Below are 17,750 nucleotides of genomic sequence, written 5' to 3'. Positions count from 1 at the left end.
ACTGTGTCGAAAGCATGTCTAAACCTGATTTTGCTCCATTTCTATTAAAGAAATACAAAAACTCCCCCGCGAAAAATGCGGAGGAGAAAGAAATCAGTATTTCATTAGGGAAATGACATTATGGTTTTCTAATTTCCGACGACCATCCAGGTAAGTAAGTTCGATCAGGAACGCACATCCTGCCACAACGCCGCCTAGCTTTTCAACGAGTTCAACCGTAGCTCCAACTGTTCCGCCTGTAGCCAGAAGGTCGTCCACAATGAGAACACGCTGTCCTGGTTTGATGGCATCTTTATGGATTGTTAATTGGTCCACACCGTATTCTAAATCGTAGTTGACTGCAATCGTTTCGCGAGGTAATTTTCCTGGTTTACGAACCGGTGCAAAACCGATTTCCAGTGCATAAGCAACTGGACATCCGATGATGAAACCTCGTGCTTCAGGTCCAACAATAAGTTCAGCACCCATTTCTTTTGCATACTCTACGATTTGGTCTGTCGCATACTTGTAAGCTTCTCCATTATCCATGATCGTTGTAATATCTTTAAAGCTAATCCCTTTTTTCGGATAATCGGGAACTACTGTAACGAATTGTTTCAAGTCCATACTGTTTCCTCCTTGACGGCTATCTCCTGATGCACCTTTTGAAACCATTGCTTAAGTTCATGGTAAGGAGCATACAACATCCGTTCTTCCATTTCAATCTGTCTTTTCCGTTCTTGATAAGCAGGTGCATCGGCAAGATCCCTCTTGCCTGCTGTTGGTTCAATATAAACTACACCATTCTCTATCTTAACAAATCCTAAATCAAAAAACACTTTCGACATGAAATAAATTGTATCTAATTTCCAACCTTTGTGTTTCGCTAGCTGCTCTGCTTGTGCGGATAAATCGAATGTACTCCGTTTTTTCAAAAAGCTGAAGTACCATCCAAACTCTGTTCGATCCGGTATGCCCTCAAAATATCTTGAATCCGGTGCATAGAAATGAGCATATATTCGGCCTGGATTGTACTCACTCAGTAACGACTCGAGCTGGTCTTGTTGTTCCGGCATGTCAAGTAGAACAACGTGTTCTATCGTTCCATCTACCTGACGCTCCTCGTACAACGTGATTTCTCTTCCTTGAAGAATCGGTAAAAAGTGAGTTTTCGTCTGAGGTTGGAAAGCAATATAGAGAGCATTTTCCTTAGGGATTGTATGAATCCAACGAAGCGGATCCCGGATTCCTCTCAAATCGAACACTTGACGCTCATCAGAACGGATATCTTGAAGTAAGATTTGCGGCTTTTTAAAATTGTTCCACTCATTCACTTGCAAATCCCCTGTCACCATTAGTGACATGCCGTGTGTCATTTCATCTGCAAGTTCTCCAGAACCAAAGCTGATCGCATCCAATTTACTCGCACCATCTTCTAATTCCAATTTCAAATGATTTTTCGCAGAACCAATTTTCCTAATAGAACCGACTGTTATCTGTTCAATCATATACATTGGTTTCGGGAAGGCCATACCAAATGGGCGTAGCTGTTCCAAAGATTCCAATACGTCCACTTCAATTTCATCGATCGTCAGTGGGACGTCAATTTGAACAGTAGCGATGAGCTGTTCATCTGTTAACACTTGTCCTGCTTGTTCATTCAACCGGTCTCGTAGAGCATCCACATCCGCTAGGGCAAGCGTCATACCAGCAGCCATTGCATGCCCACCGAAGTGTGGAAGGAGTTCTTTGTTCTTCGAGAGCTCTTGGTAAAGGTCAAATCCTTCGATACTACGTGCAGATCCTTTTGCAGTTTCAGCAATTGGGTCAATCGAAAGGACAATTGAAGGTCGATGGAATTTCTCGGTCAACCGGGAAGCGACGATTCCGATAACACCCGGATTCCACCCTTCCTTAGCTAAAACAAATACATGCGGGATGGCTGAGCCGTAATGTTCTTCAATCATTGTGAGCGCTTCTTCTGAAATCCCATTGACGAGGGCTTGTCGCTCTTTGTTGAGGCGGTCCAGTTCGTTTGCGATTCCAGTTGCTATATCACTTTCTTCTGCTTTCAATAGCTCGACAGCAGGATCTGCATCTCCTAAACGACCAGGTGCATTGAGTCGTGGTCCGACCATGAAGCCGAGCGTCTCCTCCGTGAATTGTCGCTGTTCTGTTCCACCGATTTTCGCCAAAGCCTGTATCCCAGGGCGACTCGACATACGAAGACGTCGGATGCCTTCTTTTACGAAATACCGATTTTCATCCAATAGAGGAACTAAGTCTGCTACTGTTCCGATTGCAACAAATTCGAGTAGATCGAGCGGTGCCTCATCGAGAAGCGCCGTTGCTAGTTTGAACGCAACGCCAACGCCTGCAAGCTCACCAAATGGGTAATTTCCTTCAGGATGTCTTGGATGAATGATAGCATCTGCCTGAGGTAAGGTTTCTCCGATTTCGTGGTGATCCGTGATGATGATATCGAGTCCGATCGATTTTGCAAAAGCGGTTTGATCAATTCCAGAAATGCCATTATCCACTGTAATGATGAGGGACGCGCCAAGATCCGCGATATCTTGGAACAGCTCGCTGTTTGGCCCGTAGCCGTGTTCAAATCGATTGGGGATGACAAAGGATACATCCGCTCCAATTCTTTCTAACGCCGTTGTTAGGACCGAAACACTGGTTACACCATCGGCATCGTAGTCACCGTATACGACAATATGTTCACCGTTTTCTACAGCTGCTTGAATTCTCGCCACTGCTTTGTCCATATCATATAAGAGAAATGGATCATGAAGAACGGTTGCATCTGTCATTAGAAACTTTTTGACTGATTCAGGATCTTTAAACCCACGAGATGCTAAAATTTTCGCATGAAGCGATGGCAGTTTCAATTCCTTCATCAATCTTTCAACTACAGCTTCGTCGGGTCTATGTATCTTCCAATTTTTGTTTGACTTAATCAATGCATTCACTTCCTTATGGCTATTATACCGGCTGTAGATGATTTCTGAAAGGATTGTATCCGAAAGAAAAACGTCTTTGCATTAATCGCAAAGACGCTTGTTGTATTACTTTTTGGCATCATACTGATCACCCATTACTTCGGTTGCGAGTTCTGGTGATTTTTGCAGCATCGCTATTTCGTTTTGTTGGTTGGCAATCGTACTTTCTTTCTCGGTGATTTGTCTTTGCAGAACCTTCACTTCACGTCTGGTCCTGACAGATTTAAAGACTGCAAAGAGTCCGCTTGCGAGTGCGCCGAGTAGCGCAGAACCAAGAATGACTAGAACGAGTGGCCAGTGGGCTTCTCCAAATACATAGTCGACTGGAACTTTATCGACATTGAATACCGCGAAAACTGCAATGATGATTGCAAATAATAATCCGATTACGAGCATCCATTGGGATTTCATTTTTGCTTCCTCCTTTAGTTAAAAGCTGGAATATGAGTAATAAAGATTTCTCTCACCAGCAATGCACGTAAATAAACATAAAAAAACAGGTATACCTGAGTATACCTGTTAAAGGAATCGTTGAAACGTATTAAACGATTGGTTCGTCTGATCCCCATTGTTTCTTTTCTTTGACCGTTTTAAGTTTACCGTGTTTCTTGATTTCACGCTTTTTCAGGTCGAACCAGATTTGAGCGGAAATGTAGATTGATGAATACGTACCTGCGATGAGACCAATCAGCAATGCGATTGAGAATGGTCGAATCGCTTCAGCGCCTAATGCAATAAGCGCAACGACGACTATAAGTACAGTCAATACGGTATTCACAGAACGGCCGAGTGTTTGGCGAAGTGATTTGTTGATGATATTTGCCAAGTCATTCTCGTTGTCCAAGTGACCGATTTTATGAAGGTTCTCACGAATTCGGTCAAACGTGACAATTGTGTCGTTGATAGAATACCCGACAATCGTCAGTACTGCCGCGATGAAAGTGATGTCCACTTCCAAACGCAAAATACTAAAGATTGCAATCATGAAGAATGCATCGTGAAGCAGCCCTATAATGGCTGATACACCCATCCGCCATTCAAAACGGAATGCGACGTAGATAATGATCCCAATCGCCGCTAGCATCAATGCATAGATCGCATTTTTTGCTAATTCTTTTCCGACTTTATCTGATACTGTTGAAATATTTGGTTCAGAACCATATTTTTCAGCAACTTGAGTCTTAATGTCGCTCACTTCTTCTTGGCTGAACTCTTCTTTGAATCGAGCAACACCAATATTGCTTTTGTCTCCAGAGATGACGATATCTTCTGTTGGATAACCGATGTCTTCCAAGTACGTACTGATTTCATCTTTCGTTATCGCACTCTCTGAGAGAATTTCAGCGCGTGTACCACTTGAGAAGTCAATTCCTAAGTTCAATTTGAAGATTCCTAGGATAATCGCACCTACAATCAATAATACAATTGAAAGTGTGTAGAATCGCTTACGGCTATGCACAAAGTCGAAACGGTCAAACTTCGTAGTCAATTCGAGCGTATCTACGTTTTCTTCTGCAGGGTGAACCCGTTTCGGAGAAATTCCGAACCAGCTTGTTTTCCCGTCAAAGTAACCGCTATGAACAAGCAATCCAAGAAGCAAACGAGCACCCCATACAGCTGTTATGAAGCTGACAGCGATACTGATTATGAGCATTGTTGCAAAACCTTTAACCGAGCTTGTCCCGAAGATGAACAATACGACTGCTGCAAGTAGCGTTGTAATGTTGGCATCTAAAATCGCAGTGAAGGACTCTTTGGCACCACGAGAGAAAGCGGTCTTTACGGAACTACCAACACGTAGTTCTTCTTTTATTCGCTCATAGGTTAGGATGTTCGCATCAACAGCCATACCGACCCCTAGTAGCAATGCGGCAATACCTGGCAATGTTAGCACACCATTAATGAGTGTGAAGACTACCATGATCAAGAAAATGTATACAGAAAGTGTAATGACTGCTACAACCCCTGGAATACGGTAGTACACGAGCATAAAGAGGAAGATTAACGAAACGCCGATAATACCAGCAGTTATCGTTTTGTCAAGCGCTTGCTCACCAAATTGTGCACCGACAGATGTCGAGTACATCTCTTCAAGATGAACCGGGAGTGCCCCTGCGTTCAAGATACCTGCAAGATCCTTTGTCTCGTCAACTGTGAAACTACCGGAAATCTCAACATCCGAAGAGTTGATAGTTTGACGTACGGAAGGTGCTGAGATGAAACGAGGATCCGGTTTTTTCATTTCTTCTTTATAAGAATCTTTACCTTCTTCGAAGTCGAGCCAGATGACCATGACGTTTTCAGGCGCTTTTGCAGCGACTTCCGTTGTCACTTGAGCAAACTTCGAAGGGTCTTTCATCTCTAGTGTAACGACTGGATTGCCGCCTTCACCAAAGTTTGCCTTCGCTTTACCTGCTTTCAAGTCGTCCCCGTCAAGCAATAATTTATCATCCGCATCACGGAACGTTAAATTCGCTTGGGTCGAAAGTAATTCACGTGCCTTCTTCTGGTCGTCAACACCAGCTAGCTGAACGCGGATTCGATTGTTCGATTCAATTTGAATACTTGGTTCACTGACACCAAGTACGTCAATCCGGTTGCGAAGTGCTTTCGCAGTATCAGCGACGACGTCTTCAGTGATTTTCTGCTTATTATCTCCTGTTTTCAGTTGCTGAACTTCATACAAGACTTCAAATCCACCTTGTAAATCCAGACCTAATTTCACATTTTTTAAAATTGGGTTCGCTGTACTGCCGATTGTAGCTGCAAAAATGACGAGCAACAATAAAAAGGCGACCAGCCGTCCTCTTTTCTTCATGATCCATTTTCCCCCTCTATATGTGAAGCGGTATTACTATGTTATGTACGAAAGAAACATCAACACAACAATTATGAGACAGAGAGTCTCTTGTGTCAAATGCTATTCGTTCCACAACCTAATTTTCTGAATTCTTCTTAGGTGAAAGTAAGAGTTGTAACTCATCGCTATTCAAATCTGAAAACCAATCAGACCCCCGCTGCTCTTCAATTTGTGTGTAGGTCATGTATTCTGCTGGTGTGAGTTCCATAACATCATTGATCAGCTCATACGTCCTCATCTCACTGATATTTCGCTTTCGCCACTTTTTTTGAACGCAGTATTTCCAAATATCCTTTTCTGTCACAGTTGAATACCCGTAAAAATGGAATTCGTTCATCTTACTTTCAATTGCAGGGCGGACATGGTCAAACAATTGTTCGTATTTGATATCCACTCACGTTCATCCCTTCTTTAATAGAGAGTTGTAAATGTACATGTTTCCGCATACTAATAGTGTATATGAATTGGTTGGACTTGAGAAGGAGTTGTTTTCATTGTCTTCATTTATTCGCGGTACAGTAATCTTGATGATTGCCGTTTTCATGACAAAACTACTAGGTTTTGTCTATCGTATTCAATTTATGCGGGTTGCTGGTGAAGAAGCAGTAGGCATTTATATGACTGCATTCCCGGCATTCATCTTTTTCTTATCGCTCGTTCAGTTAGGGATACCGATTGCAATTGCAAAAGTCATAGCCGAACTGAAAGCTAAAGGTGAAACTGCTCGTTTTTCACAAGTAATGAGAACGTCCACATTCATAACACTGTGCACGGCTTTTATCTTCATTCCGCTTTCGGTATTATTCGTTCCTTATCTATCAGGAACGTTACTTGGCAATTCTGCCACATCCACGACACTTTATGTAGGTATTGCAATTATACCGATAGCTGCTATCGGTGGAATGATTCGTGGTTTTTTTCAAGGAATCGCTCGTCTGGAAGAGACAGCATGGTCGCAAATCATTGAACAATTCATCCGGATTATACTCATCACTTGGCTACTTCCTTACTTCTTAGTCGATGGAAATGCTCCACTGAATGCTGCAATCGCTATGTTAATTACATTACTTGCAGAGGCAGGTTCGGTATTCTATTTATGGCTTAAATATAAAAAACACAAAAAAAATACCCCTGCTACGCGCGATAGGGATGGTCATTATCCGCTTCAACCATTATTTTCTGTTGCACTACCTTCCTCAGGAAGTCGATTATTCGGGACGTTTACATGGTTTTTAGAACCGATCATCTTTTTACGCGCTCTTGCTGTATCGGGAATTACAGCGGCTGCTGCGACTTCGCTCTATGGTGTTATTTCAGGGGTACTGATTCCATTGCTGCTATTCCCATCATTCATCTCTTATGCGCTGTCTGTTGTGCTCATTCCCGCAGTAAGCGGTGCTTCCGCATCAGGAAATATTAGTAAGCTTCGAGAACGTATTCATTTATCTCTTCGGCTTTCTGCCCTAACAGGCGCGTTTGCAGCCGCAGTATTTTTCATTCACGGTAAAGAAATGGCAGAAACACTCTTTCATATTACAAAAGGGGCATCGTATATGGTAATACTTGCCCCAATTTTTTTCTTTTATTACATTCAAAGTCCTTTGTTTTCCATTTTGCAAGCAACAAATGAAGCGAAAGCGGCTATGATGAACTCTGTCTACGGTGGAATCGCTAAGTTGGTTGTCATGTTTGTACTTGCTTCACAACCAGGTCTTCAAGAAACTGGGGCTATTTTAGCAATTGGATTCGGTGTTCTAATTACCTCGTTCCTACATATTGCAACGTTAAGAAAAAACAGAAAGACCGACACCGGTTTTACAATGTTTGCACTTCCATATGCTTCATTCATAATGACTGCAATCATGCGTCCGATCTTTATACCAACTGGCAATTATGGTCTTTGGATCGATTGTGGAATCACCGTGATTTTTCTCACAATCGTTCTATTTTTCACTGGACAGTTGAAGCGAGATGACATCCGTCACTTCAACAAATTATTTGCTCGTCACAAATAAGCTTGCTTCAATTGGACTTTTAGTTCTCCATTTTCATACGAACAGTAAAAAACTTGCTGCGGATCCTCTATACCTTTTTTACGAAGCTCTGCTACTAACCATTCTTCAGTTTTGTGCTGGATTTCCAGGTGTCGGGCATCGATATATCCATCTGAAATGAGAGGAAGAACAGGTGCGGTGTCTCCGTATTTGAATACCGCTAAGTTACCCGACGGTTCAAGATACGCGTATGCTACTTCGAATACCGAACCGATTTCTTTTTCACGTAATTGCTGGAACAAGTCATCTAAATTATAACGTTGTTTTCGCATCTCTTCTTCTAATATATGCCCATCTCGAATAATTACAGTTGTATCACCGTCAACAATGTCTCGGAATTTCTTGTTTTTCAACGAAATATAAGACGACACAAACTGAATGATCAGCAAAACGAACATGGGAAGAATGGAGTTAATGAGCTTTTCGTCTGGAGAGTCGAGTGCAAATGCTGCCACTTCAGCGATAATGACAAAAACGACAATATCAATAACACTTAATTCACCGACTTCTCTCTTTCCCATCAATCGAAGGATGAGAACAATAAGCGCATACAGAAGTAATGTGCGAAACCCGATAATAACTAAATCATGCATGACTACATCCTCCTTTATCGTTCGTAGCTTGCCCACAAGTGCTGTCGCTTAAACGGATAAAGGCATAAAAAGAGACCTGCCCATAAACCTGGCAGGTCTCTTCAATTTCAGTATTAAATAGCGGTTGAGCTATCTGTAACTCGACCGACAGCTTGACGATCGAATTGCAATACAGCGCCGTCTGCAGTTTTCAAAAATACAGAAGTTTCGTCGACCGCGTCAATTGTACCGTGTAATCCACCGATTGTCACGACACCATCTCCACGCTTCAAGCTTGTCTGCATTTCTTTTGTTGCTTTCTGACGTTTTTGTGCTGGACGAATCAGCAAAAACCACATAATTGCGATCATCGCTACGAACGGCAGCAAATTTACTAAAGTTGCACTCATCTAAAATCCCCCCCTACTTAAACTAGTATACAAGAATTAAAAGTTTTTTGCATTTGGTTTGTTGAAACCATATTGTTCGAAAAACTCTTCACGGAAATCGCCGAGACGATCATTCCGGATTGCATCCCGTACTTGCTCCATTAAATTGAGCAAAAAGTACAGGTTATGATATGACGCGAGTCGCAGACCAAAAGTTTCATTACATTTAATTAGGTGACGAACGTATGCGCGACTATAGTTTTTACATGTATGACAGTCGCAATTTTCATCGATTGGACCAAAGTCTTTTTCATATTTTGCGTTCTTGATGACAACGCGTCCGTTACTAGTCATTAACGTACCATTACGAGCAATTCGCGTTGGCAATACGCAGTCGAACATATCCACTCCACGGATCGCTCCGTCAATTAGTGAATCCGGTGAGCCGACTCCCATTAAGTAACGGGGCTTGTCAGCAGGCAGTAACGGTGTTGTGAATTCAAGCACACGGTTCATAATGTCCTTTGGTTCACCAACAGATAGTCCACCAATCGCATAACCTGGGAAGTCAAGTGACGTTAGATCTTTCGCACTTTGTTTACGCAGTTCTTCAAATTCTCCACCTTGTACAATTCCGAACAGACCTTGATCGTTAGGACGTTGATGCGCATTTAGGCAGCGTTCTGCCCAACGGGAAGTACGCTCAACACTCGCTTTCATATACTCATAAGTTGCTGGGAAAGGCGGGCATTCATCAAACGCCATCATAATGTCCGACCCGAGAGCATTTTGGATATCCATTGCCTTTTCAGGACTTAGGAAAAGCTTACTGCCGTTCAAATGGTGTCTGAAGTGAACACCCTCTTCTTCGATTTTACGCATATCACTCAAAGAAAATACTTGGAATCCGCCCGAATCCGTTAATATCGGACGATCCCAGTTCATGAATTTATGAAGTCCGCCTGCTTCACGGATAATTTCATGACCCGGACGAAGCCATAAGTGATACGTATTACTCAAAATGATTCCAGAACCGATTTCTTTCAACTCTTCAGGAGACATGGTTTTCACAGTCGCCATCGTTCCAACAGGCATGAATGTCGGGGTTTCGAAAGAGCCGTGCGGCGTATGCACAATTCCAAGGCGTGCACCTGTTTGTTTACATGTTTTAATATGTTCGTACGTAACTGCTGGCATTATTCGTTCTCCTTCTTTCTTGACGGTCGGATGAACATCGCATCTCCGAAACTGAAGAATCGATATTCTTCATCGATCGCCTGGTGATAGGCATTTAAAATATAATCTCGAGTGGAAAGGGCGGACACAAGCATGACTAGTGTCGATTTCGGCAAGTGGAAGTTCGTGATGAGCCCATCTACCCCTTTAAATTCATAGCCCGGGAAGATGAAGATGGATGTCCATCCCGAACCAGCGACAATCTTGCCATCATTTTCGCTCGCAATCGTTTCAAGCGTACGCGTAGACGTTGTACCAACTGCAATCACGCGTCCTCCTGCTTCTTTCGTACGATTAATAGCAGTAGCCGTTGCCTCGGTCACTTGGTAGTACTCTGCATGCATTTCGTGATCTTCTATCGAATCGACGCTAACCGGACGGAATGTTCCGAGACCTACGTGTAAGGTGATGAATTCTACACCAACGCCTTTAGCTCGTAGTTCATCTAAAATTTCTTCCGTAAAATGCAATCCAGCAGTTGGGGCTGCTGCAGAACCACGCTCTTTTGCAAACACGGTTTGATAGCGTGATTGGTCATCTAGTGATTCCGTAATATACGGTGGCAATGGCATTTTTCCAAGAGCATCCAGTAGCTCATAGAAAATACCTTCATACGTAAACTTAAACGTGCGGCCGCCTTGATCGGCAACACCGATACACTCTGCAGTCAAACGACCGTCACCAAACGTAATGACCGTCCCAGGCTTCACTCGTTTCGCAGGCTTGACGAGTGTTTCCCATTCATTGTCACCGGTTTCTTTCAGTAATAATACTTCGATAGAAGCTCCGGTTTCTTCTTTCACGCCAATCAATCGCGCTGGTAGCACCTTCGTGTCATTCAGCACAAGCATATCGCCTGCTTCTAGTTCATCGACAATTGCACGAAAGTGTTTATGTGCAACTTCTCCTGTTTCACTATTCAACACAAGCATCCTACTGGCAGTTCTATCCGCGAGTGGTGTTTGTGCTATTAACCGTTGTGGTAAGTCAAAGTCAAAATCATGTACATCCATTCCATCTAATCTCCTTAATGTCGTAAAGTCAGCGTTGCTCGGGCAGTGGATACCCAAAGTGTTCATACGCCAAGTGTGTCGCAATTCTTCCACGTGGGGTCCGTTGAATGAACCCGATCTGCAATAGATAGGGTTCGTAGACGTCTTCAAGTGTGACCGACTCTTCCCCGATACTTGCTGCAAGGGTCTCCAATCCAACTGGCCCACCTCGGAAGCGTTCAATCATACCAGTCAATAACTTATGGTCGATGTGGTCAAGTCCATGGGAATCCACTTGAAGCATTTCCAGTGCTTCTTTTGCGATGTCGAGAGAAATTGTACCATTGCCACGCACTTGCGCATAGTCTCGCACCCTACGAAGTAGACGATTTGAAATACGCGGGGTCCCTCTTGACCTGCGTGCAATTTCTACAGCCGCCTGGTCCTCGATCTTCACATCAAACAACCCTGCACTTCTAATGACAATTTCCTGTAGCGGGTCAATGTCATAGTATTCAAGACGTAACGGAACGCCGAACCGATCCCGAAGCGGGGCAGAAAGTGATCCGGCACGTGTTGTTGCCCCAATCAATGTAAACGGGGGCAAGTCCAGACGTATCGATTTTGCAGATGGCCCTTTTCCAACGACGATATCGAGACAAAAGTCTTCCATAGCAGGGTACAGTACTTCCTCAATCGATCGATTCAACCGATGAATTTCATCGATAAATAATACATCCCCTGGCTCCAGTGAAGAAACGACTGCCGCCAAATCACCGGGACGTTCAATCGCTGGACCGCTCGTCATGCGAAGGTTGACGCCCATCTCATTCGCAATAACAGCAGCGAGCGTTGTCTTCCCTAGCCCTGGTGGCCCATATAATAGCACGTGGTCCAAACTTTCGCTTCGTCCCCGAGCGGCCTCGATGAAAATTGACAAATTGTCCTTCACTTTATCTTGTCCTATATAATGCGCTAACAGTTGCGGGCGCAGTGATTGTTCAAATCCTTCATCAAAATCCGAAAGTTCACTTGAAAGTACGCGTGAATCCATTGTTCTCCCTCCTTTTCAACCGTGCGCAAAGAACACGGACTTCTTACTGCTGTTTAAGTAATAATTGCAATGCTCTCTTCATATATCCTTCTGTCGATAACTCTTCTTTCTCGAGCGCTTTTTTCACTTTCGCTATTTCTCTTGCTGAATAACCTAGCGCTTCAAGTGCAAGCATCGCTTCTTCAAGTGCTCCGTTTTCTGTGAGAGTGAATAGTGTATTGCCATCATCTTCTGGCATGTCCAACTCCGTGAAGAGATCCACCAATTTGCCTTTCAAATCCAAAATCATTTGGCGAGCTGTCTTCTTACCGACACCTGGGAACTGAACAAGGAACGACTCGTCTTCACGCTCGATTGCGCTGATCACTTGTGATGGAATACCACTTGAAAGTATGGCAAGTGCCCCTTTTGGACCGATTCCTGATACCGTGATCAGTTTTCTAAATAGTTCTCTTTGCTCTAATGATAGAAAACCCATAAGCAACTGAGCATCTTCCCGCACATGGTGGTGAATGAAGATCTGTTGCTCTGTTTCCGTCACATGAAATGCGTATGGATTCGGTGTTAACACTTGATAACCGATTCCTCCATTTTCAATCGTAATATATTCTGGTGTCACTCGGGTAACGAACCCTTTTATGTAATCATACAATGCCACTTACCCCCTAGAGTCTTATCTTCAAGTATACCACATCAACGTGAAATACAGCGCAGTCTAATCACCAAAAAGAACTGCCAGACGTATAACATACGACTTGGGCAGTCCTTATGGGAAATAGCGATCGTGTTCAAGTAAATTGTTTGAAAACTGACAGAGTTCCGGCCATCGATTCAATGCCTGTTCAGTAAATGGAATGAGTTGCTTGGCTAAGGTCTTTTGACGTTCTTCAGGAAGTGTCGTCAAATACGACCACTCACGCAGCATCTCATTTGGATACTGAAGCATGGCAATTGCCTGCTGGCCAAGAACTTGCAATCTAGGTTCTTCATCAAACAATAACGTCGCATTGTAATCGACCTTTGGAAGAACTCGATGCAGCCATAATGCAATTTCTACGTCGGGATGACCAGTGCATGCTAAATCAAAGTCTATTAAGGATACAGTCCCCTCCGAGGTTTTCAATAGATTGTGATGCACCACATCTCCGTGAAGAAGCGTATGGGGCGCTTCTCGAGCAGTTGAGGTGACTAAACGTGCAAGAGCTTGCTCGCTATACCGCTCAATACTATCAAAGGTCTCTTCCCCTAAAAAAGGAACGATTGTATGGCGTTTGTTGAGAAACCTCTCCAGTCGCCAACTCCATTTATCCAACAATGTGTACGTTTGTAAAAACGGAAGAGATTCCCAGTCCACAACAGATTCAGTCTCGTGGAGGGCATCCAATGCTGTCAAGGAAGCCCTCCGATCAGATTGTTTTGTAAAATCCACTGGGATAGCATCCGTTATCCATGGCTGGACGACAATGTGCGCATTTCCTTTGGTCGTAATTGGTGCACAAAATGGATATTCCACTGTTTGCAACAGTTCATGTATTTTCCTGATTTTGATGGCATCTCGAACATCCGCATAGCGCTTTACCGAATATTCTTTTCCCTCTTCTTCTAATCGCCATACATTTTCTTTAATGCGAGAAAATTTCTTTTCAACTTCCACGGTCGATCAATACGAACCCATTTGGTTTTGCCCATAGTTTCCTTGCTGCGGATAACCCATTTGCTGATAGCCACCATAATAAGGATGTATTCCCATCATCGGCATCCCGTAATATGGAGTTGGCGACATGTTTGAACCACAAGACGAGCATAGATGCATGTATTGTGGATGTTGTGCAGCTTGAATGCCTTGCATCGGAACTTGCTGATTGTTCGGGTACTGCTGTGTATATCCTTGTTGCGGCATCTGTTGTGGGACATATCCTTGTTCAGGCGGACAGTACGCAGGTGGTGATAAGTCAAAAGTAGATGACTCGATATTCGGCATTTGAACGTTCGGAGTTTCCCACATTTTCATACTGTCGCAATGATTCGGTGACACTCCTGGTCCTTGACCAGCCATAATTGGTGATTCATCTTTGCACTCCGATGTTTCTGGTTGCATGTTCCATAATGGTGGCTGTACAGGTACCTGCGGCATCATCGGTGGTGCCATCGGCTGATGCATATGATGTTGCATCGGATGCGCGCATGGATGACAGTCCGCATCGTAAATCGGCATCCAACCACACGGAATGCCAATGAACATCGGGTGGACCATCGGTTGTGGCTGCATTGGCGGCATTGGTGGTACTGGTGGTGCTTCGCAGCTCGGAGGTTCCGGTTTCGGCATCGGTTTCACTTCCGGCTTTGGTGGTGGAGGTGGTGGTTTCGGCATCGGTTGTGGCTTCACTTCAGGTTTCGGTTGTGGTTTCACCTCTGGCTTTGGTGCAGGTTTTGGCGGCGGTGCTGGTGGTGGCGTTGGCAACGGTTTCTGTGCAGGTGGCTTTGGCATTGGCTTCTGTGCAGGTGGCGTCGGCTTTGGTATCGGAGGTACTGGCGGTGCCGGCGGTGCTGGTTTCATCGGCTTCTCATAATGTTGAGGATGTTTTTCCTTCCCCCCCTGCTTTTCAGGATGCTTAGTCCCCTTCCCCTCGGGAAGAAAAATTTTCATGCCGGGCACAATATAGTCAGGATTGGCTAAATGTGCATTCACCTTTTTCAATTCTTCAAACGAAATTCCATATTGACGCGCTATTTTCCAAAGCGTGTCACCTTTTACAACGATATGGACATTCACTCTGTAAAGTCCCCCTTCCATCGACTCATCATATGAACGGGTGCCCGGATATGTGACCATGCACATTGTCCGGCACCTTCTCTTTCAACTATACGAATTAGGAGAGGTAAATAGTACTTCAACAAAAAAATACCTGCCGATTACTTTCCGGCAGGTATTTTTTGATTATACGTACTATAAGATCCAAACGACGACACATCACAACGAAGTGCTTTGAGTTCTTCCATTGCACCCTTCATCATCGGATGATTTTCCGTTTCTGCAACGTCTATGATAAAAAAGTAATTTCCTAGACCCGTTTTCAATGGACGGGACTCAATTTTACTTAAATTTAACTTACGCCATGAAAACACCGATAAAATTTGATGAAGCATACCAGGCTGATCATCTTCCGGCAACTTAATCATAAGGGTGGTTTTTGGAATTCCTGCCCCTTCATAAGCTAACGTTTCTTTACGTAATGATAGGACAACAAACCGGGTGTGGTTGAAATGGAAATCGTGGATTGATTCTTCAGCAATATGGAGTCCATATGTATCTGCAGCGAGCTGATTTCCAATCGCCGCAATCGGTAGTTCCGGATGCTCAGACACATACTTCGCAGCAGCTGCTGTCGAAGACGTCTGCATGAGCGGAACTCTTCTAAAGTGATATTGCAAGTATTTATGACATTGCGCGAGCGCATGAGGATGAGAGTGTATCGACGAAAGTGATTCCACTGCGTCAGCCTGTTTTGGATGCACCATCAGATGCTGTTGAATAGGTGTGGAGAGTTCAGCATTAATGAACAAATCACTCCCATGAAACAAGTAGTCAATCGTTAACGGAACGGATCCTTCCAACGCATTTTCGAGCGGTACAATCGCATAGGCTACTCGTCCATCCGTCACCGCTTCTATGCAATCTGGAATCGATGGAAACGGCATCAGTCCATCCTTACCAAAGAAGTCTGTAGCCGCAATATGCGTGAAAGATGCTTCAGGTCCTAAATAAGCAACACTCGGTTTTAAAGATTCATGTTTCATCGACTAGTTCTCCTCTCACAATGCGCCCGAACTGACCAAATGAACCGAATCCACAAAACTCGGCCCATTCAGCTTGTGGATGAACGCCTCCATGGAGAGGTTCATCTCAGTTACGTCCAGCGACAACGTAATGTTCGCCCGCCCTTGTACGGGTATGGTTTGGTGAATCGTCAACACATTACAGTGGGATGTTGAAATAAGCTCCAACAAAACCGCAAGTGAACCTTTCAAGTCTTCCAATTGGATGAATACCGTCAGTACCCGTTCACGCGCGATCGCTTCAAATGGGTATACTGCATCTTTGTACTTATAAAAGGCGCTTCGTGATAATCCAACACGAGTAGTCGCTTCTTGAATCGTTGCCGCTTCCCCTGATACGAGAAGACGCTTCGCTTCAAGCATTTTTTGCATCGACTCCGTCAGGACATCTTCCCGCACCAAATAGAATTGGTCTTCACCCAACTGCTTCATCGTCAATCCCCCTGCAGCCGTCAGCCGGCTCTTCATTACTCAATAAATTCAAACTCGAAGTCAAGAAGACGAACGATGTCTCCGTTTACCGCACCGCGTTCACGAAGTGCATCATCAACACCCATGCCTCGCATTTGACGGCCAAATTTACGGACAGATTGGTCGAAGTTGAAATCGGTCATCTTGAATAATCGCTCGATACCATATCCGGACAATACGTAAGCCCCATCGTCATCGCGTGTAATTTTGAAATCAGGTGTTTCTGGTTCGTATTTATAAAGAACAGAGTGCTCTTCTTCTGTTTCTTCCACTTCATGCATTGGGAATTCTGACGTCACTTCAAGCAGGTCTGCAATCGCAAACAATAGTGAATCTAATCCAGTGCGTGTAATGGCTGAGATTGGGAAGATTTTGTGTTCCGTTTCTCCAAGTTTTTCTTTAAATGCCTGTAAGTTTTCTTCTGAATCCGGCATGTCCATTTTGTTTGCCACAATAATTTGAGGACGCTCCATTAGACGCATGTTATATTGCTCGAGCTCTGCGTTAATCGTTTCGAAGTCTTCAAATGGATCTCTGCCTTCTAAACCTGACATATCAATAACGTGCACAATGACACGAGTCCGCTCAATATGACGTAAAAACTGATGTCCAAGTCCTACTCCTTCGTGGGCACCTTCAATAAGTCCTGGCAGATCCGCCATGACAAATGTCCGGTGATCATCTGTTTCAACAAGCCCCAAGTTCGGAACGAGTGTCGTGAAATGATAATCAGCGATTTTAGGCTTGGCAGCAGATAGGACAGATAGAAGCGTAGATTTACCGACACTTGGGAATCCAACAAGGCCAACATCAGCGAGTACTTTCAGTTCAAGCATGATGTCACGTTCTACACCCGGTTCTCCTTTTTCGGATAGCTCAGGCGCCGTGTTTTGCGGTGTCACATAACGGCTGTTCCCGCGTCCCCCGCGTCCTCCGCGTGCAATCACTGCAGTTTGTCCATCTTCCACTAAATCCGCGATAATTTCTTTTGTTTCTACATCTGTCACAACTGTACCAGGCGGAACTTTGATTACCATACTCGTACCTCGACGGCCATGCTGGTTTTTGTTGGCTCCATGCTCCCCGCGCGGAGCTTTAAAATGACGCTGATAACGGAAATCCATCAATGTACGCAATCCCTCATCTACGACGAAGATAACGTCTCCACCATTGCCGCCATCGCCGCCTGCCGGACCGCCAAATGCTATATATTTTTCACGGCGGAACGCAACGATTCCATCGCCGCCGTCTCCACCTTTAACGTAAACTTTTACCTGATCGACAAACATGTAATTTCC

17 protein-coding genes are annotated in these 17,750 nt (G+C 44.2%); 1 reads left to right on the top strand and 16 read right to left on the bottom strand.

What is annotated here, in order from left to right; translation table 11 throughout:
- Positions 1 to 93: 93 nt before the first annotated feature.
- From ACR65F_RS05430 to ACR65F_RS05410, 5 genes are all read right to left on the bottom strand, one after another.
- Complete coding sequence (locus ACR65F_RS05430; RefSeq protein WP_039043012.1) at positions 94 to 606, bottom strand: adenine phosphoribosyltransferase; 513 nt, start codon at positions 604 to 606, stop codon at positions 94 to 96.
- Positions 597 to 2,948 carry a single-stranded-DNA-specific exonuclease RecJ gene (recJ, locus tag ACR65F_RS05425; protein ID WP_440503551.1) on the bottom strand — a complete coding sequence of 784 codons (2,352 nt, stop codon included), beginning with the start codon at positions 2,946 to 2,948 and terminating at the stop codon, positions 597 to 599. The genes ACR65F_RS05430 and recJ overlap by 10 nt, the downstream gene beginning before the upstream one ends.
- 105 nt (positions 2,949 to 3,053) lie before the next feature.
- Entirely contained in the window at positions 3,054 to 3,398 is a 345-nt protein-coding gene (locus ACR65F_RS05420) for a LapA family protein (RefSeq protein ID WP_440503550.1), read from the bottom strand.
- Between the two features lie 130 nt (positions 3,399 to 3,528).
- Positions 3,529 to 5,805 (bottom strand): protein translocase subunit SecDF, encoded by a 2,277-nt coding sequence (secDF, locus tag ACR65F_RS05415; protein ID WP_440503549.1) that lies wholly within the window; start codon positions 5,803 to 5,805, stop codon positions 3,529 to 3,531.
- A 118-nt stretch (positions 5,806 to 5,923) separates the two neighbouring features.
- The gene (locus ACR65F_RS05410) at positions 5,924 to 6,241 is read right to left on the bottom strand and encodes a post-transcriptional regulator (RefSeq protein ID WP_039043016.1); all 318 of its coding nucleotides are present in this window, start codon (positions 6,239 to 6,241) and stop codon (positions 5,924 to 5,926) included.
- A gap of 100 nt (positions 6,242 to 6,341) precedes the next feature.
- On the opposite strand from ACR65F_RS05410, the gene ACR65F_RS05405 reads away from it, so the two are divergent.
- Positions 6,342 to 7,862, top strand: coding sequence for a putative polysaccharide biosynthesis protein (locus tag ACR65F_RS05405; protein WP_039043075.1), 1,521 nt, complete (start codon positions 6,342 to 6,344; stop codon positions 7,860 to 7,862).
- Here ACR65F_RS05405 and ACR65F_RS05400 read toward each other — a convergent pair.
- The 11 genes from ACR65F_RS05400 to obgE all read right to left on the bottom strand — a co-directional run bounded on the left by ACR65F_RS05400 (position 7,853) and on the right by obgE (position 17,741).
- On the bottom strand, positions 7,853 to 8,494 hold the full coding sequence (locus ACR65F_RS05400) for a DUF421 domain-containing protein (RefSeq protein ID WP_440503548.1): 642 nt from the start codon (positions 8,492 to 8,494) through the stop codon (positions 7,853 to 7,855). The genes ACR65F_RS05405 and ACR65F_RS05400 overlap by 10 nt on opposite strands.
- Before the next feature lie 113 nt (positions 8,495 to 8,607).
- Entirely contained in the window at positions 8,608 to 8,883 is a 276-nt protein-coding gene (gene yajC, locus ACR65F_RS05395) for a preprotein translocase subunit YajC (RefSeq protein WP_039043018.1), read from the bottom strand.
- Positions 8,884 to 8,919: 36 nt separating this feature from the next.
- The gene (tgt, locus tag ACR65F_RS05390) at positions 8,920 to 10,059 is read right to left on the bottom strand and encodes a tRNA guanosine(34) transglycosylase Tgt (RefSeq protein ID WP_039043019.1); all 1,140 of its coding nucleotides are present in this window, start codon (positions 10,057 to 10,059) and stop codon (positions 8,920 to 8,922) included.
- On the bottom strand, positions 10,059 to 11,111 hold the full coding sequence (gene queA / locus ACR65F_RS05385; RefSeq protein WP_039043020.1) for a tRNA preQ1(34) S-adenosylmethionine ribosyltransferase-isomerase QueA: 1,053 nt from the start codon (positions 11,109 to 11,111) through the stop codon (positions 10,059 to 10,061). The genes tgt and queA overlap by 1 nt, the downstream gene beginning before the upstream one ends.
- A gap of 28 nt (positions 11,112 to 11,139) precedes the next feature.
- Positions 11,140 to 12,144 carry a Holliday junction branch migration DNA helicase RuvB gene (gene ruvB, locus ACR65F_RS05380; protein ID WP_039043021.1) on the bottom strand — a complete coding sequence of 335 codons (1,005 nt, stop codon included), beginning with the start codon at positions 12,142 to 12,144 and terminating at the stop codon, positions 11,140 to 11,142.
- Positions 12,145 to 12,187: 43 nt separating this feature from the next.
- Positions 12,188 to 12,796, bottom strand: coding sequence for a Holliday junction branch migration protein RuvA (gene ruvA / locus ACR65F_RS05375; protein ID WP_039043022.1), 609 nt, complete (start codon positions 12,794 to 12,796; stop codon positions 12,188 to 12,190).
- 114 nt (positions 12,797 to 12,910) lie between these two features.
- Positions 12,911 to 13,798: an aminoglycoside phosphotransferase family protein gene (locus tag ACR65F_RS05370; RefSeq protein WP_052245868.1), complete on the bottom strand. Its 888-nt coding sequence runs from the start codon at positions 13,796 to 13,798 to the stop codon at positions 12,911 to 12,913.
- A 6-nt stretch (positions 13,799 to 13,804) separates the two neighbouring features.
- Positions 13,805 to 14,917, bottom strand: coding sequence for a LysM peptidoglycan-binding domain-containing protein (locus ACR65F_RS05365; protein WP_440503547.1), 1,113 nt, complete (start codon positions 14,915 to 14,917; stop codon positions 13,805 to 13,807).
- 140 nt (positions 14,918 to 15,057) lie between these two features.
- Positions 15,058 to 15,942 (bottom strand): prephenate dehydratase, encoded by an 885-nt coding sequence (gene pheA, locus ACR65F_RS05360; protein ID WP_440503546.1) that lies wholly within the window; start codon positions 15,940 to 15,942, stop codon positions 15,058 to 15,060.
- Positions 15,943 to 15,957: 15 nt separating this feature from the next.
- Positions 15,958 to 16,413 (bottom strand): ACT domain-containing protein, encoded by a 456-nt coding sequence (locus ACR65F_RS05355; protein ID WP_039043024.1) that lies wholly within the window; start codon positions 16,411 to 16,413, stop codon positions 15,958 to 15,960.
- Between the two features lie 35 nt (positions 16,414 to 16,448).
- Entirely contained in the window at positions 16,449 to 17,741 is a 1,293-nt protein-coding gene (obgE, locus tag ACR65F_RS05350; RefSeq protein WP_039043025.1) for a GTPase ObgE, read from the bottom strand.
- Positions 17,742 to 17,750 lie beyond the last annotated feature (9 nt).

Source organism: Sporosarcina sp. SAFN-010 (genome assembly GCF_059415065.1).
The sequence above is the reverse complement of the archived record's forward strand: the minus strand, read 5'-3'. Positions and strand labels throughout refer to the sequence as shown.